The sequence below is a fragment of the Kitasatospora sp. NPDC048407 genome (assembly GCF_043200475.1).
Classification (GTDB): Bacteria; Actinomycetota; Actinomycetes; order Streptomycetales; family Streptomycetaceae; genus Kitasatospora.
In genome coordinates this window covers 1-25027 of sequence record NZ_JBICXW010000035.1, presented here as the reverse complement: position 1 = coordinate 25027, position 25027 = coordinate 1, and the positions used below count along the sequence as shown (strand labels likewise).

The 25027-nt window shown below is 70.7% G+C and carries 18 protein-coding genes; 8 read left to right on the top strand and 10 right to left on the bottom strand.

The window, feature by feature from the left end:
- Positions 1-188 precede the first annotated feature (188 nt).
- Positions 189-1592 (top strand): amino acid permease, encoded by a 1404-nt coding sequence (locus ACGFWJ_RS34685; RefSeq protein WP_392956636.1) that lies wholly within the window; start codon positions 189-191, stop codon positions 1590-1592.
- 65 nt (positions 1593-1657) lie between these two features.
- Here the strand turns inward: ACGFWJ_RS34685 and ACGFWJ_RS34680 are convergent, their stop codons facing one another.
- Both ACGFWJ_RS34680 and ACGFWJ_RS34675 read right to left on the bottom strand, forming a co-directional pair.
- Positions 1658-2875: an IS30 family transposase gene (locus ACGFWJ_RS34680; protein WP_392956634.1), complete on the bottom strand. Its 1218-nt coding sequence runs from the start codon at positions 2873-2875 to the stop codon at positions 1658-1660.
- A 73-nt stretch (positions 2876-2948) separates the two neighbouring features.
- Entirely contained in the window at positions 2949-3584 is a 636-nt protein-coding gene (locus tag ACGFWJ_RS34675; RefSeq protein ID WP_387861536.1) for a DsbA family protein, read from the bottom strand.
- 189 nt (positions 3585-3773) lie between these two features.
- Between ACGFWJ_RS34675 and pepN the strand changes: the two genes are divergently transcribed.
- Positions 3774-6341 (top strand): aminopeptidase N, encoded by a 2568-nt coding sequence (gene pepN, locus ACGFWJ_RS34670; RefSeq protein WP_392956632.1) that lies wholly within the window; start codon positions 3774-3776, stop codon positions 6339-6341.
- A gap of 74 nt (positions 6342-6415) precedes the next feature.
- Here pepN and ACGFWJ_RS34665 read toward each other — a convergent pair whose 3' ends face one another.
- The 5 genes from ACGFWJ_RS34665 to acnA all read right to left on the bottom strand — a co-directional run bounded on the left by ACGFWJ_RS34665 (position 6416) and on the right by acnA (position 14283).
- The gene (locus ACGFWJ_RS34665) at positions 6416-7354 is read right to left on the bottom strand and encodes a carbohydrate ABC transporter permease (protein ID WP_387861538.1); all 939 of its coding nucleotides are present in this window, start codon (positions 7352-7354) and stop codon (positions 6416-6418) included.
- A 13-nt stretch (positions 7355-7367) separates the two neighbouring features.
- Entirely contained in the window at positions 7368-8300 is a 933-nt protein-coding gene (locus ACGFWJ_RS34660) for a carbohydrate ABC transporter permease (RefSeq protein WP_387643076.1), read from the bottom strand.
- A 75-nt stretch (positions 8301-8375) separates the two neighbouring features.
- Positions 8376-9782, bottom strand: a complete 1407-nt coding sequence (gene ngcE, locus ACGFWJ_RS34655; protein WP_387643075.1) for an N-acetylglucosamine/diacetylchitobiose ABC transporter substrate-binding protein — start codon at positions 9780-9782, stop codon at positions 8376-8378.
- A gap of 374 nt (positions 9783-10156) precedes the next feature.
- A complete protein-coding gene (locus ACGFWJ_RS34650; protein WP_392956629.1) occupies positions 10157-11470 on the bottom strand; it encodes a glycoside hydrolase family 18 protein in 1314 nt (437 codons plus the stop codon).
- Between the two features lie 167 nt (positions 11471-11637).
- Complete coding sequence (gene acnA, locus ACGFWJ_RS34645) at positions 11638-14283, bottom strand: aconitate hydratase AcnA (protein WP_392956627.1); 2646 nt, start codon at positions 14281-14283, stop codon at positions 11638-11640.
- Positions 14284-14599: 316 nt separating this feature from the next.
- Here acnA and ACGFWJ_RS34640 point away from each other — a divergent pair, with 316 nt between their 5' ends.
- From ACGFWJ_RS34640 to ACGFWJ_RS34625, 4 genes are all read left to right on the top strand, one after another.
- Positions 14600-15118, top strand: coding sequence for a SigE family RNA polymerase sigma factor (locus tag ACGFWJ_RS34640; RefSeq protein WP_387643072.1), 519 nt, complete (start codon positions 14600-14602; stop codon positions 15116-15118).
- A gap of 149 nt (positions 15119-15267) precedes the next feature.
- Entirely contained in the window at positions 15268-16170 is a 903-nt protein-coding gene (locus ACGFWJ_RS34635) for a hypothetical protein (protein ID WP_392956624.1), read from the top strand.
- Positions 16171-16443: 273 nt separating this feature from the next.
- A complete protein-coding gene (locus ACGFWJ_RS34630; protein WP_387643070.1) occupies positions 16444-16848 on the top strand; it encodes a type II toxin-antitoxin system VapC family toxin in 405 nt (134 codons plus the stop codon).
- 161 nt (positions 16849-17009) lie between these two features.
- The gene (locus tag ACGFWJ_RS34625; RefSeq protein ID WP_392956622.1) at positions 17010-17576 is read left to right on the top strand and encodes a superoxide dismutase family protein; all 567 of its coding nucleotides are present in this window, start codon (positions 17010-17012) and stop codon (positions 17574-17576) included.
- Positions 17577-17606: 30 nt separating this feature from the next.
- Here ACGFWJ_RS34625 and argF read toward each other — a convergent pair whose 3' ends face one another.
- The 3 genes from argF to ACGFWJ_RS34610 all read right to left on the bottom strand — a co-directional run bounded on the left by argF (position 17607) and on the right by ACGFWJ_RS34610 (position 23127).
- Positions 17607-18608 (bottom strand): ornithine carbamoyltransferase, encoded by a 1002-nt coding sequence (gene argF / locus ACGFWJ_RS34620; protein ID WP_392956620.1) that lies wholly within the window; start codon positions 18606-18608, stop codon positions 17607-17609.
- Positions 18609-18850: 242 nt separating this feature from the next.
- Entirely contained in the window at positions 18851-21454 is a 2604-nt protein-coding gene (locus tag ACGFWJ_RS34615) for a polynucleotide kinase-phosphatase (protein ID WP_392956618.1), read from the bottom strand.
- Positions 21451-23127 carry a 3' terminal RNA ribose 2'-O-methyltransferase Hen1 gene (locus tag ACGFWJ_RS34610; RefSeq protein WP_392956616.1) on the bottom strand — a complete coding sequence of 559 codons (1677 nt, stop codon included), beginning with the start codon at positions 23125-23127 and terminating at the stop codon, positions 21451-21453. Before ACGFWJ_RS34610 ends, ACGFWJ_RS34615 begins: the two co-directional genes overlap by 4 nt.
- Before the next feature lie 101 nt (positions 23128-23228).
- Here ACGFWJ_RS34610 and dapD point away from each other — a divergent pair, with 101 nt between their 5' ends.
- Positions 23229-24218: a 2,3,4,5-tetrahydropyridine-2,6-dicarboxylate N-succinyltransferase gene (dapD, locus tag ACGFWJ_RS34605; protein WP_387643065.1), complete on the top strand. Its 990-nt coding sequence runs from the start codon at positions 23229-23231 to the stop codon at positions 24216-24218.
- A gap of 268 nt (positions 24219-24486) precedes the next feature.
- A complete protein-coding gene (locus tag ACGFWJ_RS34600; RefSeq protein ID WP_392956614.1) occupies positions 24487-24675 on the top strand; it encodes a hypothetical protein in 189 nt (62 codons plus the stop codon).
- Positions 24676-25027: the final 352 nt, after the last annotated feature.

Genomic DNA, 25027 nt, shown 5'->3' with positions numbered 1-25027 from the left:
CCGGCCGGGATTGTCGGGTCCGGCCTGTGACCAAGCCCTCACTGTGTGCACACGGTGCTGCGGCCGTCACTGTCCGTCGGACGGCCGTCCGGATGCCGGTCCCGATTGGGGCGTCCACGTCATATGCCGAATAGTGGACAGACCCCGCCGAAATGGTCGGGAAGTCGCACAGTCTGGAAACCCCGCGCATGACCCGTACTCCCACCTCCGCCCGCGCCGCTGTCAGGCCGGACGCCAATGGCGCCGCCGAGGACGCCGGGCTGGCCCACGGTCTCAAGCAGCGTCACCTGTCGATGATCGCCCTCGGTGGAGTGATCGGGGCAGGCCTCTTCGTCGGCTCCGGCGCCGGAATCGCCGCCGCCGGGCCCGCCGTGGTACTCGCCTTCGCGGCCTCCGGGCTGCTGGTGATGCTGGTCATGCGGATGCTCGGCGAGATGTCCGCCGCCCGGCCCGCCTCCGGCTCGTTCTCGGTGCACGCCGAGCGGGAGATCGGCCCGTGGGCCGGGTTCACGGCCGGCTGGCTGTTCTGGGTGCTGCTGTGCGTCGGCGTCGGCGTGGAGGCGATCGGCGCGGCCGGCATCGTCTCCGGCTGGCTGCCCGGTGTCCCGTCCTGGGTCTGGGTCGCCGCCTTCATGGCGTTCTTCTGCGGCACCAACCTGGCCGCCGTCCGCAACTTCGGCGAGTTCGAGTTCTGGTTCGCCGCGATCAAGGTGCTCGCGATCAGCGCCTTCCTGGTGATCGGCGTGCTCGCCGTGCTCGGAATGCTGCCCGGCACCTCCTCCCCCGGCACCTCCAACCTCACCGGCCACCACGGCTTCCTGCCGCACGGCACCGCCGGGCTGGTCACCGGCCTGCTGGCCTCGGTGTTCGCGTACGGCGGGCTGGAGACCGTCACCATCGCCGCCGCCGAGTCGGAGAACCCCCGGCGCAGCGTGGCCACGGCGGTGCGCACCGCGATGTGGCGGATCGCCCTGTTCTACGTCGGCTCGATGGCGGTGATCGTCACCCTGGTGCCGTGGGACGACCCGTCCGTGGTCCGGCCCGGCCCCTACGTGGCGGTGCTGCACACCCTGGGCATCCCGGGAGCGGCGGAGCTGATGAACGTGGTGGTGCTGATCGCGCTGCTCTCCGCGATGAACGCCAACATCTACGGCTCCTCCCGGATGGCGCACTCGCTGATCGCCCGCGGCCACGGCCCGCGCGCGCTGGCCCGGATCTCCGGCGGCGTGCCGCGCCGCGCGGTGCTGGCGTCCTGCGGGTTCGGGTTCCTGGCCGTGCTGCTGTCGTACTGGTGGCCGGAGACGGTCTTCTCCTGGCTGCTGAACATGGTCGGCGCGGCCGTCCTGGTGGTGTGGGCGTTCATCGCCGTCGCCCAGCTGCGGATGCGCCGGAAGCTGCCGGCGGCGCAGCTCCCCGTCCGGATGTGGGCGTTCCCGTACCTGACGTACGCGGCGCTGGCCGCGATCGCGGTGGTCCTGGTGCTGATGACGATGGACTCCGCGAACCGCATCCAGCTGTACTTCACCGCCGGCCTGACGGTCGTGCTGGCGGTGGTCGGTTACCTGCGGAGCCGCCGGCCGGCCGTGGTCTGAACACATGCGGAAACCCCCGCACCCCTGGCGGTTTCTAGGGGTCGTTGCAACACGTGGTCGGTTGTTTAGGCTGCGATGAGTTTATGCAGGCGCTCGGCTGGGGTTTCCCAGTCGAGCGTTTTGCGTGGGCGGCCGTTGAGTTCGGCAGCGACGTGGACCAGGTCGTTCGGGGTGTGGACGGACAGGTCGGTGCCTTTGGGGAAGTACTGCCGGAGCAGTCCGTTCGTGTTCTCGTTGGAGCCGCGTTGCCAGGGGCTGGCGGGGTCGCAGAAGTAGACCGGGACGCCGGTGGCGACGGTGAACGAGCCGTGGGCGGCCATCTCGGAGCCCTGGTCCCAGGTCAGTGAGCGGACCAGGTGGGCGGGCAGGGTCCGCACGGTGTCGACGAGGGCGTCGCGGACGTGTTCGGCGGTGCGGCCGTTCGGCAGGTGCAGGAGCATCACGTAGCGGGTGTGGCGTTCGACCAGGGTGCCGATCGCGGAAGCGTTGTCCTTGCCGATGATCAGGTCGCCTTCCCAGTGCCCGGGAACCGCACGGTCGTTCGCCTCCGCCGGGCGTTCGCTGATCATGACCATGGGGTCGATGAAGCGCGGCCTGCGGCAGTTGGCCTGGCGGTGGGGGACGCGGCGGGCGCGGCCGGTGCGCAGGGCGCCGGCGAGCTCCCGGCGGAGCTCTCCTCGCCCCTGGACGTAGAGGGCCTGGTAGACGGTTTCGTGGGCCACGTGCATCTCCGGCCTGTCGGGAAAGGTGTCCCGCAGAGCGTGGCAGATCTGTTCCGGGCTCCACTTCCTGTCGAGGTGGTGCTGGACGAAGTCCCGCAGCTCGCGGTTCTGCGCGATCTTTGCGGGCTTGGGCCGGGGCCGGCGGGCGTCGGCGCGGGCCTGCGCGGCATGGGGGCGGTAACTGCCGCTGCCCGGATGGCTGTTGCGCCGGATCTCCCGGCTGACCGTGGACGGGCTGCGGCCCAGCTCGGCGGCGATCGTGCGAACGCCGGCCTTCTCCCGGAGCCGGTCGGCGATGTGGATGCGCTCGTCCTCACGCAGGTACCGGGACGGTCCGGGCGCGGCGACGGGCGCCCGCTCGGGTCGAGCGGGCGCCCGGAACCTGTTCGGGTCCGTCCGGCCGTTGCGCCACTCGCGTCCCGTCCGCTCGTGGACGCCGACCAGCCGGGACGCCTCCTTGTTGCTGTAGCCCTGTTGCACGAGCCGGAAGTATTCCGCCCGCTCGGCACGGAGCCTCGTCGGCTCCTGCGGCTCCCGATTCGCTCGGATCTCGAAGTCCATCGCACCCCTTCAGCTGGGGTGTTGCGACGACCGTCAGAACCCAAGCCTCGGTGCGGGGGTTTCCGCGTGCGGGCTACTCGAACGAGGGCCCCGCGGTGCGGGTGCGCTTGATCTCGTAGAAGCCGGGGGTGGAGGCGACCAGCAGCGTGCCGTCCCAGAGCCGGGCGGCCGCCTCGCCGCGCGGGGTGGGAGTGACGACCGGCCCGAAGAAGGCGATCCGGTCGCCGTCCGGCCCGTCCACGGCGATGACCGGGGTGCCGACGTCCTGGCCGACCAGGCCGATGCCCTCGGCGTGGGAGGCGCGCAGCTTCTCGTCGAACTCGTCCGTGTCGGCGGCGTCCGCGAGCTCGGCGGGCAGGCCGGCGGCGGTGAGGGCGGCGACCACGGTCTCCCGGGTGTTGGGCAGGCCCTGGTTGTGGAAGCGGGTGCCGAGCTCGGTGTAGAGCCGGCCGAGCACCTCCTCGCCGTGCGCCTCGGCGGCGGCGATCAGCACCCGCACCGGGCCCCAGCCGGCGGCCAGCAGCTCGCGGTACTGCTCGGGCAGGTCGTCGCGGTTCTCGTTGAGGACGGACAGGCTCATCACGTGCCAGCGGGTGTCCACGGGGCGGAGCTGCTCGACCTCCAGCATCCAGCGGGAGGTCATCCAGGCCCAGGGGCAGATCGGGTCGAACCAGAAGTCGGCGGTCTTGCGAGTGTCTGCGGTGCTCACGGGCGGCGTCCTCGGTGTCGGCGATCGAGAGTTGCGGGGGCGTCGCCCCCTCCGAACGGCAACTCCGGCCCCAGTGTGATGATTCCTCGCCCAGTGCAATGGCACCGTGGGAACGGCGTGAAAGGATGCCCCCGACGGGGTGCCATGAACACCCCCAAAGCCGTGTGTTCCGTACAGAGGAGTACCGCCGTGCCGGGCAAGAACCTGAGCCGTGAGGAGGCCCGCGACCGGGCCGGGATCATCCGGGTGGAGAGCTACCGCGTCCACCTGGACGTGAGTGCGGCGGCCGACTCCGGCCGGCCTACCTTCCGTTCCACCACCCGGATTTCCTTCGACTGCGCCACCCCGGGCGCGTCCAGCTTCGCCGACCTGCTCGCCCCCGAGGTGGTCTCCGTCGAGCTGAACGGGCGCCGGCTGGACCCGGCCGAGGTGTTCGACGGCGCCCGGGTCGCGCTGCCGGAGCTCGCCGCCCACAACGAGCTGACGGTGGTCGCCGAGTGCGCCTACAGCCGCACCGGCGAGGGCCTGCACCGCTTCGTCGACCCGGTGGACGGCGAGACCTACCTGTACACCCACTACGAGCCGGCCGACGCCCGCCGGGTGTTCGCCAACTTCGAACAGCCCGACCTGAAGGCCCCGTTCAGCTTCACCGTGACCGCCCCGGCCGCGTGGGACGTGTACGCCAACGCCGTGCACGAGCGCGTCACCGAGGAAGGCTCCACCCGCACCTGGGAGTTCGCGCCGACCAAGCCGATCTCCACCTACCTCACCGCCGTGGTGGCCGGCCCGTACCACGTGGTGCGCGACCACTACTCGCGCGAACTGCCCGACGGCACCGTGCTGGAGATCCCGCTCGCCACCACCTGCCGCCGCTCGCTGGCCCCGTACTTCGACGCCGACGAGATCCTCACCGTCACCAAGCAGGGCCTGGACTTCTTCCACGACGAGTTCGACTACCCGTACCCGTTCGGCAAGTACGACCAGTGCTTCGTCCCCGAGTACAACATCGGCGCGATGGAGAACCCGGGCTGCGTGACCTTCCGCGAGGAGTTCATCTACCGCTCGAAGGTCACCGAGGCCGCCTACGAGGCCCGCGCCAACGTGATCCTGCACGAGATGGCGCACATGTGGTTCGGCGACCTGGTCACCATGAAGTGGTGGGACGACCTGTGGCTGAAGGAGTCGTTCGCCGACTTCATGGGCTCGTTCGCGCAGATCGAGGCCACCAAGTACCGCTCCGCCTGGATCACCTTCGCCAACCGCCGCAAGGCCTGGGCGTACCGGCAGGACCAGTTCCCCACCACCCACCCGATCACCGCGGACATCCGCGACCTCGAGGACGCCAAGCTCAACTTCGACGGCATCACCTACGCCAAGGGCGCGTCCGTCCTCAAGCAGCTGGTCGCCTACGTCGGCCGGGACGCGTTCTTCGAGGGCGCCCGCCGGTACTTCAAGAAGCACGCCTTCGGCAACACCGTCCTCGGCGACCTGCTGGACGCCCTGGAGGAGACCAGCGGCCGCGACCTGCGCGCCTGGTCCGCCGCCTGGCTGCAGACCTCCGGCGTCAACACCCTCACCCCCGAGGTCACGTACGACGACGAGGGCCGGATCACCGAACTGGCGATCCGCCAGGACGGCGAAGTACTGCGCCCGCACCGGATCGCGGTCGGCCTGTACGACCTCGCCGAGGACGGCGCGCTGCTGCGCACCGACCGCTACGAACTGGACGTCACCGGCGCCCGCACCGTGGTCGCCGACGCGGCCGGCCGTTCGGTGCCCGCGCTGGTGCTGCTCAACGACGACGACCTGACGTACTGCAAGGTCCGCTTCGACGAGCGCTCGCTGGAGACCCTGCGCACCGGCCTCGGCGACCTCACCGGCGAGACCGGCCTGGCCCGGGCGCTGGCCTGGTCCGCGGTGTGGAACCTGACCCGGGACGGGCTGATGCCCACCCGCGACTACCTCGACCTGGTGCAGCGCTTCGCCGGCCGGGAGTCCGACATCGGCGTGCTGCAGTCCCTGCACCTCCAGGCCGGCGTCGCCCTGCAGGTGTACGCCGACCCGGCCCGCCGCGCCGAGTACGGCACCGCGCTCGCCGAGGTCGCGCTGCGCGAGCTCTCGCAGGCCGCCCCCGGCAGCGACCACCAGCTCGCCTGGGCCCGCTTCCTCGCCGACACCGCCGAGCGCGCCGACCACCTGCGGCTGCTGCGCGACCTGCTGGAGGACACCGCCCGGATCGACGGCCTGACGGTGGACCAGGAACTGCGCTGGAACTTCTGGCTGTCCCTCGCCGCCAACGGCGCGGCCGACACCGAGGAGCTGGCCGCCGAACTGGCCCGCGACAACACCGCCAGCGGCCGCCGCCAGCACACCGAGTGCCTGGCCGCGCTGCCCACCCCGGGCGCCAAGGCCGCCGCCTGGTCCGCCGTGGTCGACTCCGACGAACTGCCCAACGCCCTGGTCGAGGCGCAGATCGCCGGCTTCAACCAGGCCGGGCAGCGCGAGCTGACGGCCTCCTACGCCGAGCCGTACTTCGAGATGCTGGAGTCGATCTGGGCGGACCGCTCGATCGAGATCGCGATGCGGATCGTCGGCGGCTTCTACCCGCGCTACCAGACCACGCCCGAGACGCTGGCGGCCACCGACGACTGGCTGACCGCCCACCAGGACGCCGCCCCCGCGCTGCGCCGCCTGGTGCTGGAGTGCCGCGACGACCTGGCCCGGGCGCTGCGCGCGCAGGCCTGCGACATCCAGTAGCGATTCCGCGCACAACGGCCCGGCCCCCGCTCCGATTCGGAACGGGGGCCGGGCCTTCTGCCTTGCGGCGTCCGCTACTTGAGGGTGGCGGAGGTCAGACCGGCCTGGACCTGGCGCTGGAAGGACAGGTACACCACCAGCACCGGCAGCATCGCGATCGTCATGCCGGCGAACAGCGCCGGGGCGTCGCTCTTGTAGCCGGACTGCAGGGCCAGGTTGACCAGGCCCTGGGCGAGCATCGAGTGGTCGGCCTCGCCGGCCGTGGTGGGCTGCATCAGGGTGACCGGCAGGATGTACTGGTTCCACTGGCCGAGCACGTTGAAGATGCCCACGCTGATCAGGCCGGGCTTGGCCATCGGCACCATGATCTGGAAGAACGTCCGGGTGTGCGAGCAGCCGTCCAGCATCGCGGCCTCGTGCACCGCGCTCGGCAGGGTGCGGAAGAACGAGTACATGAAGAACACGGTGAACGGCAGCGAGTAGGCGACGTACACCAGGATCAGGCCGGCGTAGCTGTTCAGGCCGAGGTACGGCGAGATCTCACCGAGGTTGCGGACCATGAAGAACAGCGGCACCAGGGCCAGGTACACCGGGAACATCGAACCCGCGACGAACAGGTAGTAGATGAACCGGTTGCCCTTGAACTCGTAGCGGGCCAGCACGTAGGCGGCCATCGAGCCGAGCAGCATGGTCAGGGTGACGGAGCCCAGCAGCACGATGATCGTGTTGGTGAAGAAGCCGCCGATGCCCTTGGACCAGGCGCGGCTGAAGGCGTCGAAGCCCCAGTGCGCCGGCCAGCTCCAGGCCGAGCCGTTGATCTGCGCGTCGGTCTTGAACGAGCCGAGCACGACCCAGATCAGCGGCAGGACGATCAGGACGGCCCAGATGGCCAGGAAGCCGTGCGAGAAGACGTTCAGCACGCCGCCGCCGTCGGCGAAGCGCTGGTCCTTGCCCGGCTTGGGCTTGGTACCGCGCTGACCGGGGACGCTCGCGGTCTTGTCGAGAGTGGTCATGTCCGGTCCCCGCTCAGTACTCGATCTTGTCGCGCTTGGTGGCCCACAGCGAGACGACGGTCAGAATGAGGGTGAAGAAGAAGATCACCACACCCATCGCACAGGCGTAGCCCGCCTCACCGTTGCGCAGGAAGTTGCGCATCAGGTAGGTCGAGATGAGCTCGCTGTGGTGGTCGGGACCACCGCCGAAGTACGCGCCGGGGGTGATCGAGGCGACCAGTGCGAAGGCGTCCATGGCGACGATGGCCAGGTAGACCCAGGCGGTCTGGACGGTCTCCCAGAGCAGCGGCAGCGTGATCTTGAAGAAGGTCTGGCCGCGCTTGGCGCCGTCCAGCAGGGCGGCCTCGTAGATGTCCTTCGGGATGCCCTGCATGGCGGCCGAGAACAGCACCAGGTAGAAGCCGACGCCGGACCAGACCAGCACCGCCAGCACGCACCACATGACCAGGTCGGGGTCGGACAGCCACTGCACCGGGTCGTTCACGGTGGCCAGGCCCAGCTTGATCAGGATGCCGTTGGCCAGGCCGGACTGGTCGGTGCGGTACACCGCCTGCCAGAGCACGGCGAGGATGGCGATCGACAGCACCTGTGGGAAGAAGAAGACGACCTTGTAGAAGGCCGCGCCCTTGACGCCCTGCACACCGCCGGTGCCGCCCTTGCCACCGACGTTCAGCATGAAGGCGAAGAACAGCGCGATCAGGATGGTGACGACCGGGAGCAGGATCAGCAGCATCAGGTTGTGCCAGAGGGCACCGGCGAAGACCTCGTCATCGAGGAGTTTCGTGTAGTTGTCCAGGCCGACGAAATCCATCTCCTGGCTCGCCCCGGACCAGTTGGTCAGGGAGTATCCGAAGGTCTGCGCGTAGGGCCAGAGCACCAGGCCGACGTACAGCACGATCGGAAGGAAGAGGAACCCCACGATGAAGGGGTACTTGCCGTGACGCATGGCCACTTCTCCTGTCCGTCAGGAAGACGCACCGGGGGCGCCTCGACGCCCCCGGTGCGTTGATCGAGTGACCGATCAGGCGGTCTTGTTCTTGGAGGCCGACTCCTTGGCGCGCTTGATCCACTCGTCGGGACCGATGCGCTTGGCCATCAGCTCGCCGGAGGCGTTCTGCAGGTCCTCGTCGAACTTCGAAGCGGTGTTCGGGTACTGGAAGTTGAAGGTGTTCGCGGCCGCGGCCTTCAGCGCCACCACGGTGGAGGCGGTACCCGGCTTCAGCTGGACCTCCGGGCCGACACCGTCCTTGAGGCAGGTGAGGCTGTTGGCGGTCTGGGCGAACTTGCCCGAGGCCTCCTTGGTCAGCATCATCCGCAGGAACTCCAGGCCGCCGGCCACGTTCTTGGCCTTCGACGGAACGATGAACGGCTCACCGGCACCGGCGCGGATGGCCTCGAAGGGCAGCTTGTCACCGGGCAGCGACGGCATCGGCAGGAACTTCATGTCGAAGTCGGCCGGGGTGGTCGGCAGCTGCTCGTTCTCCAGCCAGGAGCCGGACGGGATGAACGCGGCCTTGTACTGGTTCCACGCCGTCTGCGACTCGGTGTGGGTCATGCCGTTGGTGCCGGGGAGCAGGAAGTCCTTGTCGACGACCTGGTAGAACGCCTCGACCACGGTCTTCACGGCCGGGTCGTCCCACGCGGCGGCGTCGAGGGCGTCGATCCGCTTCATGAGGTCCAGGCCGCCCTGCTTGGCGATCATGTCCATCATGACGACGTTGATGTAGTACGGGTACTTGCCCTGGTGCGCGACCGGGGCGATGCCCTTGGCCTTGATCTGCTCGCACAGGGTGATGAACTCGGCCCAGGTCTTCGGCGCGGTCCAGCCGTTGTCCTTGAACAGCTTGCCGGAGTACCACCAGCCCCAGACGGTGTACACGTAGGACAGGTTGTAGACCTTGCCCTTGACCGTGCCGGACTCGACGGTGCCGGGCATCAGCACGTCGCGGACCTTCTTCGACGGGTCGTCGATGTACGGCGCGTCCAGCAGCGGGGCCAGGTCGGTGAGCTGGTTGGAGTCCGCGAGGACGTCCAGCTTCATCTGCTTGGCACCCGAGTCGTCGATGACGTCCGGCGGGGAACCGGCGTTGAATCGCGGCTGGAGCTTGCCGGTGACGTCCTTGTCGGCCTGGTGGTTGACCTTCGCACCGGGGTACTGCTTCGAGTAGATCGCCTCGAACGCCTTGGCGTACTCGTTGCCGTAGCCGCCGTCGAAGATGAAGACCTCGAGGCCGTCGGAGTCCTTGACCCCGAACGGGTTCTTGGCGTCGCTCAGGTTGAAGCCACCCGCCGCCTTGGTGCCCTTGTCGGAGCTCCCGGTACCGCCGGCACAGGCCGCGAGCAGCGAGCTGCTGCCGGCCGCCAGGACGGTGATCGCGGCCGCGCGCTTGAACAGGTCGCGGCGGTTGTACTCAGTTGCAGAGCCCATGCGTGCCCTAACCCCTCAGTTCCAGAAGATGTGAGCCAAAGCTGACGTCGCGTCAACTTTCGTGGCCCGAAAGGTGCCCAGCGGCGAATATGCCGGTCAGAGGCGGTGTGATGATGCGCAAAGGTATAGTCCACTGTTCATCTGACAGCAATAGGCCGCCGGTCTGATAACAAACCTGACAGTCAAAGCGTTGTCGGCGGTGCAGCATGTGCAATGTGCAGGGACCCTGCACATTACGTGTCCGCGCCAGACCTGATCGCGAATCTAGCGCGGTTATGTTCGTTTGAACATAGAACTGCGCAGCTTTGCGCATCACGTTAGGGAACTGTGACGGCAAAGCTGCGCGCGGTGAGCGCCCTGACGGGCCCTCAGTCTCAGTTGTCCCGAAGCCCCTTGTCCAGCGCGGCGATCATGCCGCCCCGGGCGTCGTCACCGTCCAGCGACCAGACCATCACCCCGCCCAGGTCGTTCTCCCGGACGTAGCGGGCCTTGGCGGTCGCCATCTCCGGGGTGTCGTACGTCCAGAAGTCGGTGCCGTCGTACTTCCAGCTCACCCCGTGCGCCCGGTCGCTGTAGACCGTGCCGGGCAGGTCCTTGATCTGCTTGTAGGCCAGGGTGCCGCCGCGGGCCAGGCCGGTGGCCGACTGGTACAGGCCGTTGCCGCGCGGGCCACCGGGCACGCCCGTCCAGCCGAAGCCGTAGAGCGGGACTCCCACCACGGCCTTCCTGGACGGCAGGCCGCGGTCCGTGTAGGTGCCGACCAGCCGGTCCACGCTCAGCCGCAGCCCGGTGGGGTCGTTCGGGTCGGAGTACAGGTTGGACTCGTGGTTGGTCGGGCCCTTGGTCTCCCACGGGCCGTGCAGCTCGTAGGCCATCAGGTTCAGCCAGTCCACCGGCTCGGCGACCTTGTCGATCTCGAACTTGTCGATCGCGGACTCACCGGCCGGCACCGCGGCGGTCAGCAGGTGGTGCCGGCCCTTCCTGCCGGACAGCGCGTCCAGCTGGGTGCGGAACTCCTGCATCAGCAGGGTGAAGTTCCGCCCGTCCTCGGGACGCACCACGTTGCCGTCGTCGCCCGGGCTGCCCGGGTACTCCCAGTCGATGTCGATGCCGTCGAACACTCCCGCGCCGGCGCCCGCACCGCCCTCGGCGGAGCCCAGCTGCGGCAGGTTGCCCTTGACGTAGAGGTCGATGCAGGAGGAGACGAACTTCTTCCGGGAGGCGTCGGTGAGCGCCGCGTCCGAGAAGTGCTTGGACCAGCTCCAGCCGCCCAGCGAGATCACCGCCCGCAGCTGCGGGTTCTTCGCCTTCAGCTTGCGCAGCTGGTTGAAGTTGCCCTTGAGCGCCTGGTCCGGGGCGTCGGCCACGCCGTCCACCGACTCCTCGGCGCTCACCGGCCGCTGGTAGTCGGCCCAGGCGTCGCCCGCCCCGGCCTCGTTCGCCTCGAAGCAGGTGCCGTCGGCGGAGACGTTGCCGAAGGCGTAGTTGAGCACGGTCAGCTTGCCGGCCTGGCCGCTGTCCTGGACCTTCTTGGCGGAGAACCCGCTGTAGATGCCCCACTGGGTGAAGTAGCCGACCCGCTGACCGCTCAGGCGCTTTCCCTGCTGGTCGGCGTGCGCGGTGGCCGGGGAGACGAGCAGGGCGCCGATGGTGGCGGCGGCGAGGAGTGCGGAGGTTCGTCTGGTCATTCCGAGCATCTCTCCGATTCGGCGTCAATTGGTATGGACCAAGTGCTGATGGAGAGGTCTAGTCCACCTGGCGGGCGCCGCACAAGAGGGTGGCCGGATTCCTCCAGGAAATGGCAAAGAGCCGCACCGTCCCTTGCGGGAAACGGTGCGGCTCTTCCGGCCTACTGTCAGCCGATCAGGCTGCGCAGCACGTACTGCAGGATGCCGCCGTTGCGGTAGTAGTCCGCCTCACCGGGGGTGTCGATGCGCACCACGGCGTCGAACTCGACCGCACCGGCCTTGACCTTGACGGTCTTCGGGGTGCGGCCCTCGTTCAGCTCGGTGACACCGGTGAACTCGAAGGTCTCCTCACCGGTCAGGCCCAGCGAGTCGGCGTTCTGGCCGGCCGGGAACTGCAGCGGCAGGACGCCCATGCCGATCAGGTTGGAGCGGTGGATGCGCTCGTAGGACTCGGCGATGACGGCCTTGACGCCGAGCAGCGCGGTGCCCTTGGCCGCCCAGTCGCGGGACGAGCCGGAGCCGTACTCCTTGCCGGCCAGGACCACCAGCGGGATGCCCGCGGCCTGGTAGTTCTGCGAGGCGTCGTAGATGAACGACACCGGAGCGTCAGCCTGGGTGAAGTCGCGGGTGTAGCCGCCCTCGGTGCCCGGCGCGATCTGGTTGCGCAGGCGGATGTTGGCGAAGGTGCCGCGGATCATGACCTCGTGGTTGCCACGGCGCGAGCCGTAGGAGTTGAAGTCACGCTTCTCCACACCGTGCTCGGTGAGGTACTGCGCCGCCGGGGTGCCCGGCTTGATGTTGCCGGCCGGGGAGATGTGGTCGGTGGTGACCGAGTCGCCCAGCTTGGCCAGCACGCGGGCACCGGCGATGTCGGTCACCGGGCTCGGGGTCTTGGCCATGCCCTCGAAGTACGGGGGCTTGCGGACGTAGGTGGACTCGGCGTCCCACTCGAAGGTGTTGCCGGTCGGGACCGGGAGCGACTGCCAGCGGTGGTCGCCGGCGAAGACGTCCTGGTAGCCCTTGTCGAACATGGCCTCGTCGATCGAGCCGGCGACCGCGTTGGCGACCTCCTGCTCGGACGGCCAGATGTCGGCGAGGAAGACGTCGTTGCCGTCGGCGTCCTGGCCCAGCGCGTCCCGGGTCAGGTCGATGTTCATGTTGCCGGCGAGGGCGTAGGCGACCACCAGCGGCGGGGACGCCAGGTAGTTCATCTTGACGTCCGGGTTGATCCGGCCCTCGAAGTTGCGGTTGCCGGAGAGCACCGAGACGACCGCCAGGTCGGACTCGTTCACCGCGGCGGAGACCTCCTCGGGCAGCGGGCCCGAGTTGCCGATGCAGGTGACGCAGCCGTAGCCGACCAGGTTGAAGCCCAGCTTCTCCATGTACGGGAGCAGGCCGGCCTTCTCGTAGTAGTCCATGACGACCTTGGAGCCGGGCGCCAGGGTGGTCTTGACCCACGGCTTGACCGTGAGGCCCTTCTCCACGGCCTTCTTCGCCAGCAGGGCGGCGCCCAGCATGACGGAGGGGTTGGAGGTGTTGGTGCAGGAGGTGATCGAGGCGATCACGACCGCGCCGTTATCGATCTCGTAGGACGAGCCGTCGGCCGCGGTGACGGCGGTCGGCTTCGAGGCCTCGGCGGAGTAGGTCGGCAGCGCCTCGCCGAACTTCTCGGCGGCCTCGGCCAGGATCACGCGGTCCTGCGGGCGCTTCGGGCCGGAGATCGACGGGACGACGGTGGAGACGTCCAGCTCCAGGTACTCGGAGAAGACCGGCTCGACCGACGGGTCGTGCCAGAGGCCCTGCTCCTTGGCGTACGCCTCGACCAGGGCGAGCTGCTGCTCGTCACGGCCGGTGAGCCTCAGGTAGTTGATGGTCTCGGCGTCGATCGGGAAGATCGCGCAGGTCGAGCCGAACTCCGGCGACATGTTGCCGATGGTGGCGCGGTTCGCCAGCGGGATCGAGGTGACGCCCTCGCCGTAGAACTCGACGAACTTGCCGACCACACCGTGCTTGCGCAGCATCTCGGTGATGGTGAGCACCAGGTCGGTGGCGGTGGTGCCGGCCGGCAGCTGGCCGTTGAGCTTGAAGCCCACCACGCGCGGGATCAGCATCGAGACCGGCTGGCCGAGCATCGCGGCCTCGGCCTCGATGCCGCCGACGCCCCAGCCCAGCACGCCCAGGCCGTTGACCATGGTGGTGTGCGAGTCGGTGCCGACGCAGGTGTCCGGGTACGCCTGGCCGTTGCGGACCATGACGGTGCGGGCCAGGTGCTCGATGTTGACCTGGTGGACGATGCCGGTGCCGGGCGGGACGACCTTGAACTCGTCGAACGCGGTCTGGCCCCAGCGCAGGAACTGGTAGCGCTCCTTGTTGCGGCCGTACTCGATCTCGACGTTCTGGACGAAGGCGTCCGGGGTGCCGAACTTGTCGGCGATGACGGAGTGGTCGATGACCAGCTCGGCCGGCGCCAGCGGGTTGATCTTGGACGGGTCGCCGCCCAGCTCCTTCACGGCCTCACGCATGGTGGCCAGGTCGACCACGCAGGGAACGCCGGTGAAGTCCTGCATGATCACGCGGGCCGGGGTGAACTGGATCTCCTCGGACGGCTCGGCCGTCGGGTCCCAGCCGCCCAGCGCGCGGATGTGGTCGGCGGTGATGTTCGCGCCGTCCTCGGTGCGGAGCAGGTTCTCCAGCAGGACCTTGAGGCTGTACGGCAGCCGCTCGGAACCCTCGACGGCGGAGAGCTTGAAGATCTCGTACGACTCGTCGCCCACCTGCAGCGAGCTGCGGGCGTCGAAGCTGTTCGCGGACACGACTGACTCCTTCTTGGTCCACCCGGTTATAAGGTAAGCCTTGCCTAACCTGACGGCCGCCGCTTACCGGGCCGATGATGGAAGGCCCGCCGAACGCGGGACCTGCGCCTCTCGGCAAGTATCTTGACGTCAAGATATAGTCTAACGCCGAATGTATCTCGATGTCGAGATAAACCATAGTGCATGGCTCCGTCCAAACTTCACCGGCTCATCCTGTAACGCAACCGCAGCCCCGGGGCATCTGACTTCTATGTACCGAGCGGCACCGCGTCCAGTGACGGGGCCGCCGGAACGCGGCATGTAACAAGGGGTGCGGATGGTGGTGGGGCGGCGACGGGCCGAGGAGCGGCGCGAGTTCGAGGAGTTCGCGCACGCCCGCGGCACCGCACTGTTCCGCACCGCCCTCCTGCTCTGCGGCGACTGGCACCTCGCCGAAGACCTCACCCAGACCGCGCTCGCCCGCATCTACGCCTCCTGGGGACGCGTCCGACAGGCCGACAGCCCCGTCGCCTACGCCCGCACCGTCCTGCTCCGCTGCTACCTCTCGCACCGGCGGCTGCGCCGCAGCAGCGAACTGCCCGGCCTCGACTTCCTCCCCGAACAGGCCGCCCCCGACAGCGACCCGGCACTGCGCGTCGCGCTGCTCGCCGCACTCGCCGAACTGCCGCCCAAGGACCGGGCCGTCCTGGTGCTGCGGTACTGGGAGGACCGCAGCGTCGAGGAGACCGCCGCCGAACTCCAGCTCGCCCCCGGCACCGTCCGGGTCCGCGCGCTGCGCGCCCTCACCCGGCTGCGCCGCCAGCTCGCCCCGCACCTGGACAGCCTGGCGTCGTGACCGAGCCCACGCCCCTCCCCCGTCACCCCGCCCCGGCCGCCCCGCCACCCGGCCGCCCCGCCCTGCCCACCGGCCGCCCCTCCCCGGCCGCCCTGCCCGCAGGCCGCCCGCCGAACCGACCGACGCGCCGTCAGAATGCGAGAGCCCCGATGCCCGAACAGGAGCTGACCGACGTCTTCGAGCGGGCGATCGGCGACGCCGCACCCGACCTCGGCCTGCTCGTCGCCGGGGCCACCGCCGAGGGACGGTCCCTCCGGCTGCGGCGGCGCGCCACGCTCACCGGGGTGATCGTCGGGGTCGCCGGCCTGGGCCTCGTCGGCGGACTGCTGCTGCGCCCCGGCCCGCCCACCGCCACCACCGTTCCTCCGGCCTCGGCCGGCACCGCGACGGCCGGCACGACGACGGCCACCCCCACGCCGGAGACCACCCTGCCGTCGGAACGGGTGCCGCTCACCGGCCCTGCCGCCCGGCTCATGCTGGGCGACCTGCTCGATTCCCGCCTGGTCGTCGACTACTGGACCAACAAGGTCGCCCCCTCGGACCTCCAGGCGGGCATCGCGGTCATGCTCTCCCTGCACGACCCGAGGAACGGACACACCGGCACCCTGATGCTCCAGGTGGAACCCCCCGCCGGCCCGTCGCGGCCACAGACGGGCGTATTCGGCTGCACCCCCGGACTCGCGGACGAGAAGTGCGATTCGTTCAAGGCCGAGAACGGCACGGTCATCGCCCGGCGCGACGACGCCCAGCGGATCACCTTCCTTTCGCAACTCCAACGGACCGACGGCATCATGATCACCCTGATCTCCACCGGTGCGGATCGGAACGAGCCGCTGGTGTCGCAGGACGAGATCTCGAAGTGGGTTCTCCTCCCGGGGTGGCAACCCGTCATCGACCGACGGTTCGCCGAGGACGCCGAGCAGCGGCTGGCGGGGCAACCCGCGCTGAGTCCGGCGGAACTGGCGGCCGTGGAGGCGAAGACGTCGGGTGCGGGCTCGGCGGGGGGCGGGTCCGCGGGCGCGGTGGCGACGCCGGGAAAGTCCGCGCCGTAGGCGTGGCAGGTGGGTCCGCGCCGTAACGGTGGCCGGCGGGCACGGGTCGTAGCGGTGACCGACGGGCCCGCGCCGTAGCGGTGACCGACGGGCCCGCGCCGTAGCGGTGACCGACGGGCCCGCGCCGTAGCGGTGACCGGCGGGCCCGCGCCGTAGCGGTGACCGGCGGGCCCGCGCCGTAGCGGTGACCGGCGGGCACGGGTCGGCGTGGTGGGGGGCGGCGGTTGGGCACCCCGCCGCAGTGCGGCGGTACGGGCGGGCTACCGTGGGCGGGTGATCGTGGTGGACGCTTCTGCGGTGGTGCTCTCGCTCGCCGACCCGGGGCCGCGCGGGGCCGCTGCCCGTGCCGCGCTGGCCGCCGACCCCGACTGGGTCGCGCCCGAGCATGTGCTGATCGAGGTGATGCAGTCGCTGCGCGGGCTCTACCTCGCCAAGGAGGTGACGGCCGAGCAGGCGGCCGACGTCGCCCGGCGGCTGCCGGAGCTGACGATCCGCAAGGTGGAGATCGCCCCGCTGCTCGGCCGGATCTGGGAGCTCAAGGACAACCTGACCCCGGACGACGCCGCCTACGTCGCGGTCGCCGAACACTGCGGCGCCCCGCTGATCACCGCCGACCTGCGGCTGATGCGCGCCAGCGGGCCGCGCTGCGAGATCCGCGGCATCACCGCCACCGGCTGAGACCTCCGGCCGGTCCGGACCGCGCCATGGCCGGCGCTCTCGTAGGCCTGCGTTCTCGTACGGGTGGTTGCGGGCGACGGTCCGGCACGGCGGCGTGCGCGGCGGGGTGACCGGCGGCCACGGTGGGCGGTGTTCCCTGACGGCCTGTCGGAAGGTTCGCGATGCCCCTGTCCTCCGCCGCCGGCGCACTGCTGGTGCCGCTCACCCTGCTGCCGATCGGCCCGCCCGAAGTCCCCGCCCCCGGCCCCGCAGCCCGTCCCGGTGCGACAGCCGTCGCAGCCGTCCCCGACCAGGTGGTGGACGCCCAGTTCGACCGCGCGAACGGCATCGTCCCCGCCAGGGCGATCACCCACGCACCCGAACTGGTGCCGTACGGCGCGCAGGTGCGGGTCACCGTCCACCGCGAGGCGGGCCGGACGACCGTCGCGGTGGAGGTCGCCGGGGTGGCGGGCCCGCACGAGTTCCCGGCGCACGTGCACACCGGCCACTGCGGCTCCGACCCGGCGGCGTCCGGCCCGCACTACCAGCACGTGGCGGGCTCGAACGCCGGGGACAACGAGGTACGGATGACCGTACGCACCGATCCCGGCGGGGCCGGCGACGCCTCGGCGGCCGTCCCCTGGGCGTTCCGCCCCGACGGTGCGCACTCGCTGGTGCTGCACGCCGGCCCCGACGCCGGATCGCACGCCCCCACCGACCGGGTCGGCTGTGTGAACATCGACTTCTGACCGGTCCGGCCCGGCGGTCAGAAGAGGTGATCAGGAGCCGAGGGTCGCCACCATCACGGCCTTGATGGTGTGCAGGCGGTTCTCGGCCTGGTCGAAGACCACGGAGTGCGCCGATTCGAAGAGTTCGTCGGTGCACTCCAACTCGGACATGCCGGTCAACTCGAACATCTGCCGACCAATCTCGGTGCCGAGGTCGTGGTACGCGGGCAGACAGTGCAGGAACTTGACCGCCGGGTTTCCGGTGGCGCGCACCGTGTCCATCGAGACCTGGTAGGGCTTCAGCAGGGCGATCCGCTCGGCCCAGACCTCCTTGGGCTCACCCATCGACACCCAGACATCGGTGTACAGGAAGTCCGCACCGGCCACGCCGGCCGCCACGTCCTCGGTCAGGGTGACCCGGGCGCCGCTGGCCTCGGCCAGCGTCTGGGCGGTCTTCTGAACATCCTCCGACGGCCACAGCTGCGCCGGGGCGACGATCCGGATGTCCATGCCCAGCAGCGCGCCGGTGACCAGCAGCGAATTGCCCATGTTGGAGCGGGCGTCGCCGAGGTAGACCAGGGTGGTCTCGCTCAGCGGCTTGGTGGAGTGCTCCTGGATGGTGAGCACGTCGGCCAGCATCTGGGTCGGGTGCCACTCGTCGGTCAGGCCGTTCCAGACCGGGACGCCCGCGTGGGCAGCCAGTTCCTCGACGATCTCCTGGCCGTCGCCCCGGTACTCGATCCCGTCGAACATCCGGCCCAGCACGCGGGCGGTGTCCTTGACCGACTCCTTGTGCCCCATCTGCGAGCCCGCCGGGTCCAGGTAAGTGGTGGACGCGCCCTGGTCGTGCGCCGCCACCTCGAACGCGCAGCGGGTGCGGGTGGAGGTCTTGGCGAAGATCAGGGCGATGTTCTTGCCCCGCAGCCGGGGCTGCTCGGTACCGGCGTACTTGGCGGCCTTCAGCTGCGCAGCGAGATCGACCAGGTGACGGAACTCCTGGGGAGTGAAGTCGGTCTCCTTGAGGAAGTGCCTGTTCCGGAGGTTGAACGCCATACCGGTCTCCTGGGTCGGTCAACGGACTGAGACGGGAAGTGTATACGAGTATTCGAATATTCATGCAATGCCGCAACGCCGGGCCCGGTGCCAGCGGCACGGGCCCGGCGCCGGCTGCGGGACCGGCGCCGGCTGCGGGACCGGACGTCAGGGGCGGGCCCTGACGTCAGGGGCGGGCCCTGACGTCAGAGGCGGGGCCTGACGTCAGAGGCGGGGCCTGACGTCAGAGGCGGGGCCTGACGTCAGAGGCGGGGGTCGACCGGCTCGGACTCCAGGGCCAGCACCGCGAACACCGCCTCGTGCACCCGCCAGAGCGGCTCGCCGGCCGCCAGTCGGTCCAGTGCCTCCAGGCCGAGCGCGTACTCGCGGAGGGCGAGCGAGCGCTTGTGGCCCAGCGAACGCTGCCGCAGCCGGTCCAACTGGCGGGTGTAGTCCGGGCCGTAGATGATCCGCAGGTACTCGCGGCCGCGGACCTTCAGGCCGGGCTGGCCCAGCCGCCCGGTGCTGTCCCGGTGCAGCGCTTCGACCGGCTTGACCACCATGCCCTCGCCTCCCGCACCGGTCAGCTCCTCCCACCAGGAGATGGCTGCGGCCACCGAGGACTCGTCCTCGGTGTCGACCAGCATCCGCCCAGTGCGGTGCAGCACCGGGGCCGTGCCACCGGCCTCTTCCGCGAGGCGGTGGTCGGCGTCCACCAGGCGGTCGATCAGGTCGAGGTGCTCGGTGTGCGGGCGCAGCGCCAGGTTGGCGCCCTCGGCGGCGAGCAGCTGGAACGGGGCCAGCCGGATGCCGTCGAGGCCCTCGGTCGGCCAGCAGTAGCGCCGGTACGCCTCGGTGAAGGCCAGCGCGTCGGCGGTGCGCTGCTGCTGCCGGTCCGTCAGGTCCGCCACGTCCAGTCCGCGGGCGGCGGCCTTGGCGAGGGCGTCGAGTGCGGTGGGCAGGGCGGCGCCGGCGGCAGCGCCGACCGCGGCGTACTGGCGGCGCAGCAGTTCGACGGCCTTCAGCGACCAGGGCATCAGCTCGGCGTCCAGCAGCAGCCAGCCGGTGTCGAGTTCCTCGAACAGGCGGGACTGCTCGGCGGCGGCCCGCAGCCGGTCGAGTATCGCGCCGGTGAGCCTCTCGTCGGACAGGAAGGCCCGGCCGGTCCTGGTCCAGATCGCGCCCGGGCCGGGCAGGCCGAAGCGCTTGTCCAGCGCGGTGTCGTCCCTGGCGACCAGGACGACGGCGCGCGAGCCCATGTGCTTCTCCTCGCAGATCACCTGCCGCACCCCGTCGTGCCGGTAGGCGAGGAACGCCTCCTCGGGGTGCTCCAGGCAGCCTTCGCGGCGGGAGGTCGGCGAGGGTGCCATGGTCGGCGGCAGGTAGGCGAGCAGCCGCGGGTCGAGTGCGAAGCGGCTCATCACCTCCAGCGCGGCAGCGGCGTTCTCCTCCCGGACGGCGACGTTGCCGAGGGTTCTGGTCTCCACCACGCGGCGGCCGGACACGTCGGCGAGGTCCAGCGGACGCCCCTCCCGGCCGCCGGGCGCGTCCCCGCGCAGCGGGCGGGCCGGCTCGTACCACTGCTGTTCGGCGGGCACGCCGACGATCTCCCGCTCCGGGTAGCGCAGCGCGGTGAGGCTGCCGCCGAAGACGCAGCCGGTGTCCAGGCAGATGGTGTTGTTGAGGAAGCTCGCCACCGGCACCGGGGTGTGGCCGTAGACCACCAGGGCGCGGCCGCGGTACTCCTCGGCCCACGGGTAGCGCACCGGCAGACCGAACTCGTCGGTCTCGCCGGTGGTTTCGCCGTACAGCGCGTGCGAGCGGACCCGGCCGGAGGCGCGGCCCTGGAGCTTCTCCGGCAGACCGGCGTGGCAGACCACCAGCGCACCGTCGTCCAGCAGGTAGTGGCTGACCAGGCCGCGCATGAACGACCGCACCTGGGCGCGGAACTCCTCGCTCTCGCCGGACAGCTGGTCGATGGTCTCCTGCAGGCCGTGCGAGACGGTGACCTTGCGGCCGTCCATCCAGCGGCCGAGCTTGTTCTCGTGGTTGCCGGGAACGCAGAGCGCGTGGCCGGCCGCGACCATGCCCATCACCAGGCGCAGCACGCCCGGGCTGTCCGGGCCGCGGTCGACCAGGTCGCCGACGAACACGGCGGTCCGGCCGTCCGGGTGCGCGGCGTCGACCGGGCGGCCCTGCTCGTCGCGGACGATCGCGTAGCCGAGCCGGCCGAGCAGGGTCTCCAGCTCGGAGCGGCAGCCGTGGATGTCGCCGACGATGTCGAACGGGCCGGTCAGGTGCCGCAGGTCGTTGTAGCGCTTCTCCGGCACGATCTCGGCACGCTCGATCTCCTCGACCCCGCGCAGCACGTGCACCTTGCGGAAGCCCTCGCGTTCCAGACCGCGCAGCGAGCGCCGCAGGTCGCGCTGGTGGCGCGGGATCACGTGCGGGGGCAGCTGCCGGTCCGGCCGGGCCCGGTTGCGTTCGGCGCACACCTCGGCGGGCACGTCCAGCACGATCGCGATCGGCAGCACGTGGTGCTCCCGGGCCAGGGCGATAAGCGCGCGGCGGGCGTCGTGCTGGACGTTGGTGGCGTCGACCACGGTGAGCCGGCCGGCCGCGAGCCGCTTGCCGACGATGTAGTGCAGCAGGTCGAACGCGTCGGCCGAGGCGGACTGGTCGTTCTCGTCGTCGGAGACAAGCCCCCGACAGTAGTCCGAGGAGATCACCTGGGTGCTCAGGAAGTGCTTCCGGGCGAAGCTGGACTTGCCGGAGCCGGTGCTGCCGATCAGCACCACCAGCGAGACGTCGGTGACGGGGAGGCGCCGGCCGGTGGGGGTGCCGGCCTCCAGGGTTTCGGTGGTCATCGGTGAGCGCTCCCTTCCGGGGCGAGGTCGTTCGACGGGGCGTCGGTGCGGTCGGTGGTCGTTGTTGTGGTGACTGCGGCAGCCGGGGCGGCGGCGGGCTCGCCGAGGCGGAAGTGGGCGAGCTGGGTGGGCGCGCCGACCTCGGGATCGACCGGCCCGACCGGCTCGAACGCGACCGTGTAGCCATAGCTGTCGGCCACCCGCGCCGCCCAGGCGGTGAACTCGGCGCGGCTCCACTCGAACCGGTGGTCGCCGTGCCGCAGGTGCCCGGCGGGCAGGCTCTCCCAGCGCACGTTGTACTCGGCGTTCGGCGTGGTGACCACGACCGCGGCGGGCCGGGCCGAACCGAACACGGCGTACTCCAACGCGGGCAGCCGGGGCAGGTCGAGGTGCTCGATCACCTCGCACAGCACCGCCGCGTCGTAGCCCTTCAGCCGGGCGTCGGTGTACGTCAGTGCACCCTGGAGCAGCCGCACCCGGCTCGCCTGACGCTCCGACATCCGGTCCAGCCGCAGCCGGCGGGCGGCGATCGTCAGCGCCCGGGAGGACACGTCCACACCGATCACCTCCGTCACACGCGATTCCTTGAGCAACGCACCCACCAACTCGCCCTGGCCGCAGCCCAGGTCGAGCACCCGGGCGGCGCCGGTCCGGGCCAGCGCGGCCAGGATCGCCGTCCGCCGCTGGACGGCCAGCGGCCCACCGCGCCCGGTCGCCTCGTCGTCGGCAGCGGGGTGCCCCGGCTCCGGCTCGGCGGTCGGCTCCGCGTTCGGCTCGGCGTTCGCCTGCGCCTGCACCTGGGTCGGCGCGGCGTCGGCAGCGGGGTCGGCCGTGCCATCGGTGGTCACCTCCTCCGGGGCGTCGGGGACGGCGTTGTCGAGTTCCTCGGCCTCGCGGTCGTCGGCCTCGGCCAGGCGAGCCAGGGCGAGGCGTTCCATCGCGAGTCGGGTCAGCGAGTAGCGGCGGGACAGGTAGCGGCGGGTGATCAGGGCGCGTTCGGGGTGGTCGGCGAGCCAGCCCTGACCGGCCGACAGCAGCTTGTCGACCTCGTCGGGCGCGACCCAGTAGTGCTTGGCGCCGTCCAGCACCGGCAGCAGCACGTACAGGTGCTGCAGGGCGTCGGCGAGCCGCAGGGTGCCGGTGAGTTCGAGCCGTACGTACCGGGAGTCGCCCCACTCGGGGAAGGACTCGTCCAGCGGGACGGGCGTCGCCTCGACCTGCCAGCCCAGCGGGGCGAACAGCCGCTCCACCAGGGCCGGTCCGCCGCCGGCCACCGGGACGGCGGGCAGCGAGATCCGCAACGGCATGGCGCGGCCGGGCAGTTCGGGGCGGTGCGTGCACTCGCCCTTCATCGCGGACCGGAACACCGTGCGCAGCGCCACCGCGAGCAACGAGGACGCGGCGTACGGCCGGTCGTTGACGTACTCGGCGAGCGCCAGGTCGGGCGAACCGGAACGGCCCTTGCCGCGGCCTTGCCGCAGCAGCGCCGCGGGGTCGACCTCCAACAGCAGCGCGGCGGTGCACGTGTGCTCCCCGGACTCGGGGTAGAAGACGTGCGCCGTGCCGTGCGCGGTGGTGAACCGCTGCACCTTGTCGGGGTGCTTGTGCAGGAGGAAGCCCAGGTCGGAGGCAGGATTCTCGGCAGTGCCGGTGGTGGAGATCGATACGAACACCCGGCCGAGTATGGCCGGTGGGCCTGTTCTCGGGCATCAGGTTTTGTCCGTCCGGTGAGCGTGTTGGTCAGCACTTGCCCCAATTGGTTAACGTGCGGGATGTGACTGCTGAGACCTCCACTCCCGTAAACGGTGCGGTGGCTGTCGGCCTGGCGACCATCGCCGCCGACGGCACCGTTCTCGACACCTGGTTCCCCGCGCCGGAGCTGGCCGCCGCCCCCGGCCCGTCCGGTACCGTCCGGCTGAGCGCCGAGGAGGCCGAGCAGGCGCTCGGCCCGGGCGCCGCCGAGGCGCTGCGCGCCGATGCGCGGCGCGGCGTCGAGGTGGTGGCGGTGCGCACCGTGATCTCCTCGCTGGACGAGAAGCCGCTGGACGCGCACGACGTCTACCTGCGACTGCACCTGCTCTCCTCCCGTCTGGTGAAGCCGCACGGCCAGAACCTGGACGGCGTCTTCGGCTTGCTGGCGAACGTCGCCTGGACGTCGATCGGCCCGGTGCCGGTGGCCAACGTGGAGCAGGCCCGGCTGGCCGTGCGCGCCCAGGGCGGGCAGCTCGCGGTGTACGGCATCGACAAGTTCCCGCGGATGACCGACTACGTGGCGCCGAGCGGGGTGCGCATCGCGCACGCCGACCGGGTCCGCCTCGGCGCGCACCTGGCCGAGGGCACCACCGTGATGCACGAGGGCTTCGTCAACTTCAACGCCGGCACCCTGGGCACCTCGATGGTGGAGGGCCGGATCAGCGCGGGCGTGGTGGTCGGCGACCACAGCGACATCGGTGGCGGCGCCTCGATCATGGGCACCCTGTCCGGTGGCGGCAAGCAGGTCGTCTCGGTGGGCGAGCGCTGCCTGCTGGGCGCCAACGCGGGCATCGGTATCTCGCTGGGCAACGACTGCGTGGTGGAGGCGGGCCTGTACGTCACCGCCGGCACCCGGGTCACCGCCCCGGACGGCGCGGTGGCGAAGGCGGTGGAGCTGTCCGGCCAGGACAACCTGCTGTTCCGCCGCAACTCGCAGTCCGGCGCGGTCGAGGTGATCGCCCGCACCGGTTCGTGGGGCGGCCTGAACGCGGATCTGCACTCGCACAACTGACCTCCTTCCAGGTCGTACCCGTTCAGCAGCCGCGGTGCGGCTGTCCGGCAGCCGCCCGACGGCCGCCGCGGAGTCCCGGCCCCCGCTCGGTGCTGTAGCCGAGCGGGGGCCGGGCTCGCAAACTCGGCTCACCCCTGGGGCTGACCGGGCCCGGCGGTTGGACCTCTACGAGTGGTCCGGGGTGACCGCGTACGGCGGAAGCTCGTTGGACCGGCGGCGTCGACCCCCGGCGCTTCACACCGCACCACCGAGCTGAAGGGGCCCCCTCATGTCCGAGCCCTGGACCGAGCCGCCCACCCCGGGCACCCCCACGGGCGGCGCGCCCGTCACCACCAAGTCGCTGCTGGAGCAGATGCAGGAGCTGCTCGCCTCGATCAACACCGACCTGGCCGGACTCGACTCCGAGCTGCGGGACACCGCACCCCGGGACGAGCCGGACGACTCGGCCCGCGACTGAGCACACGCCACCGGGACCGGCGGGCCCAGCGGGACCACGAGCATCGGCTCCCCCTCTCGCCGGGCCCCGGCCGGCACCGTCTCCTCCTCCCGCAGTGCCACCAATGCCGTTGTCGCGGCCTCCATGCCCTCCCTGTCCTCCGTGTCCTCCGCGTCCTCCGTGCCTTCGGGTGACGCCCCGTCGGCCGCCGTCACCCGCCGCTGCTCGCGCAGCAACTCGGCGACCAGATCCCGGCATTCGGAGCTCGCGTCTAGCCCCAATACCGGTGATTTAGGTTGATTTTTGGCGAGTCGGGGTGGTCTTGGTCGGTCCGACCAGGACGACGCCGGGCCGGCCCGGTCGTGGCGGGTCG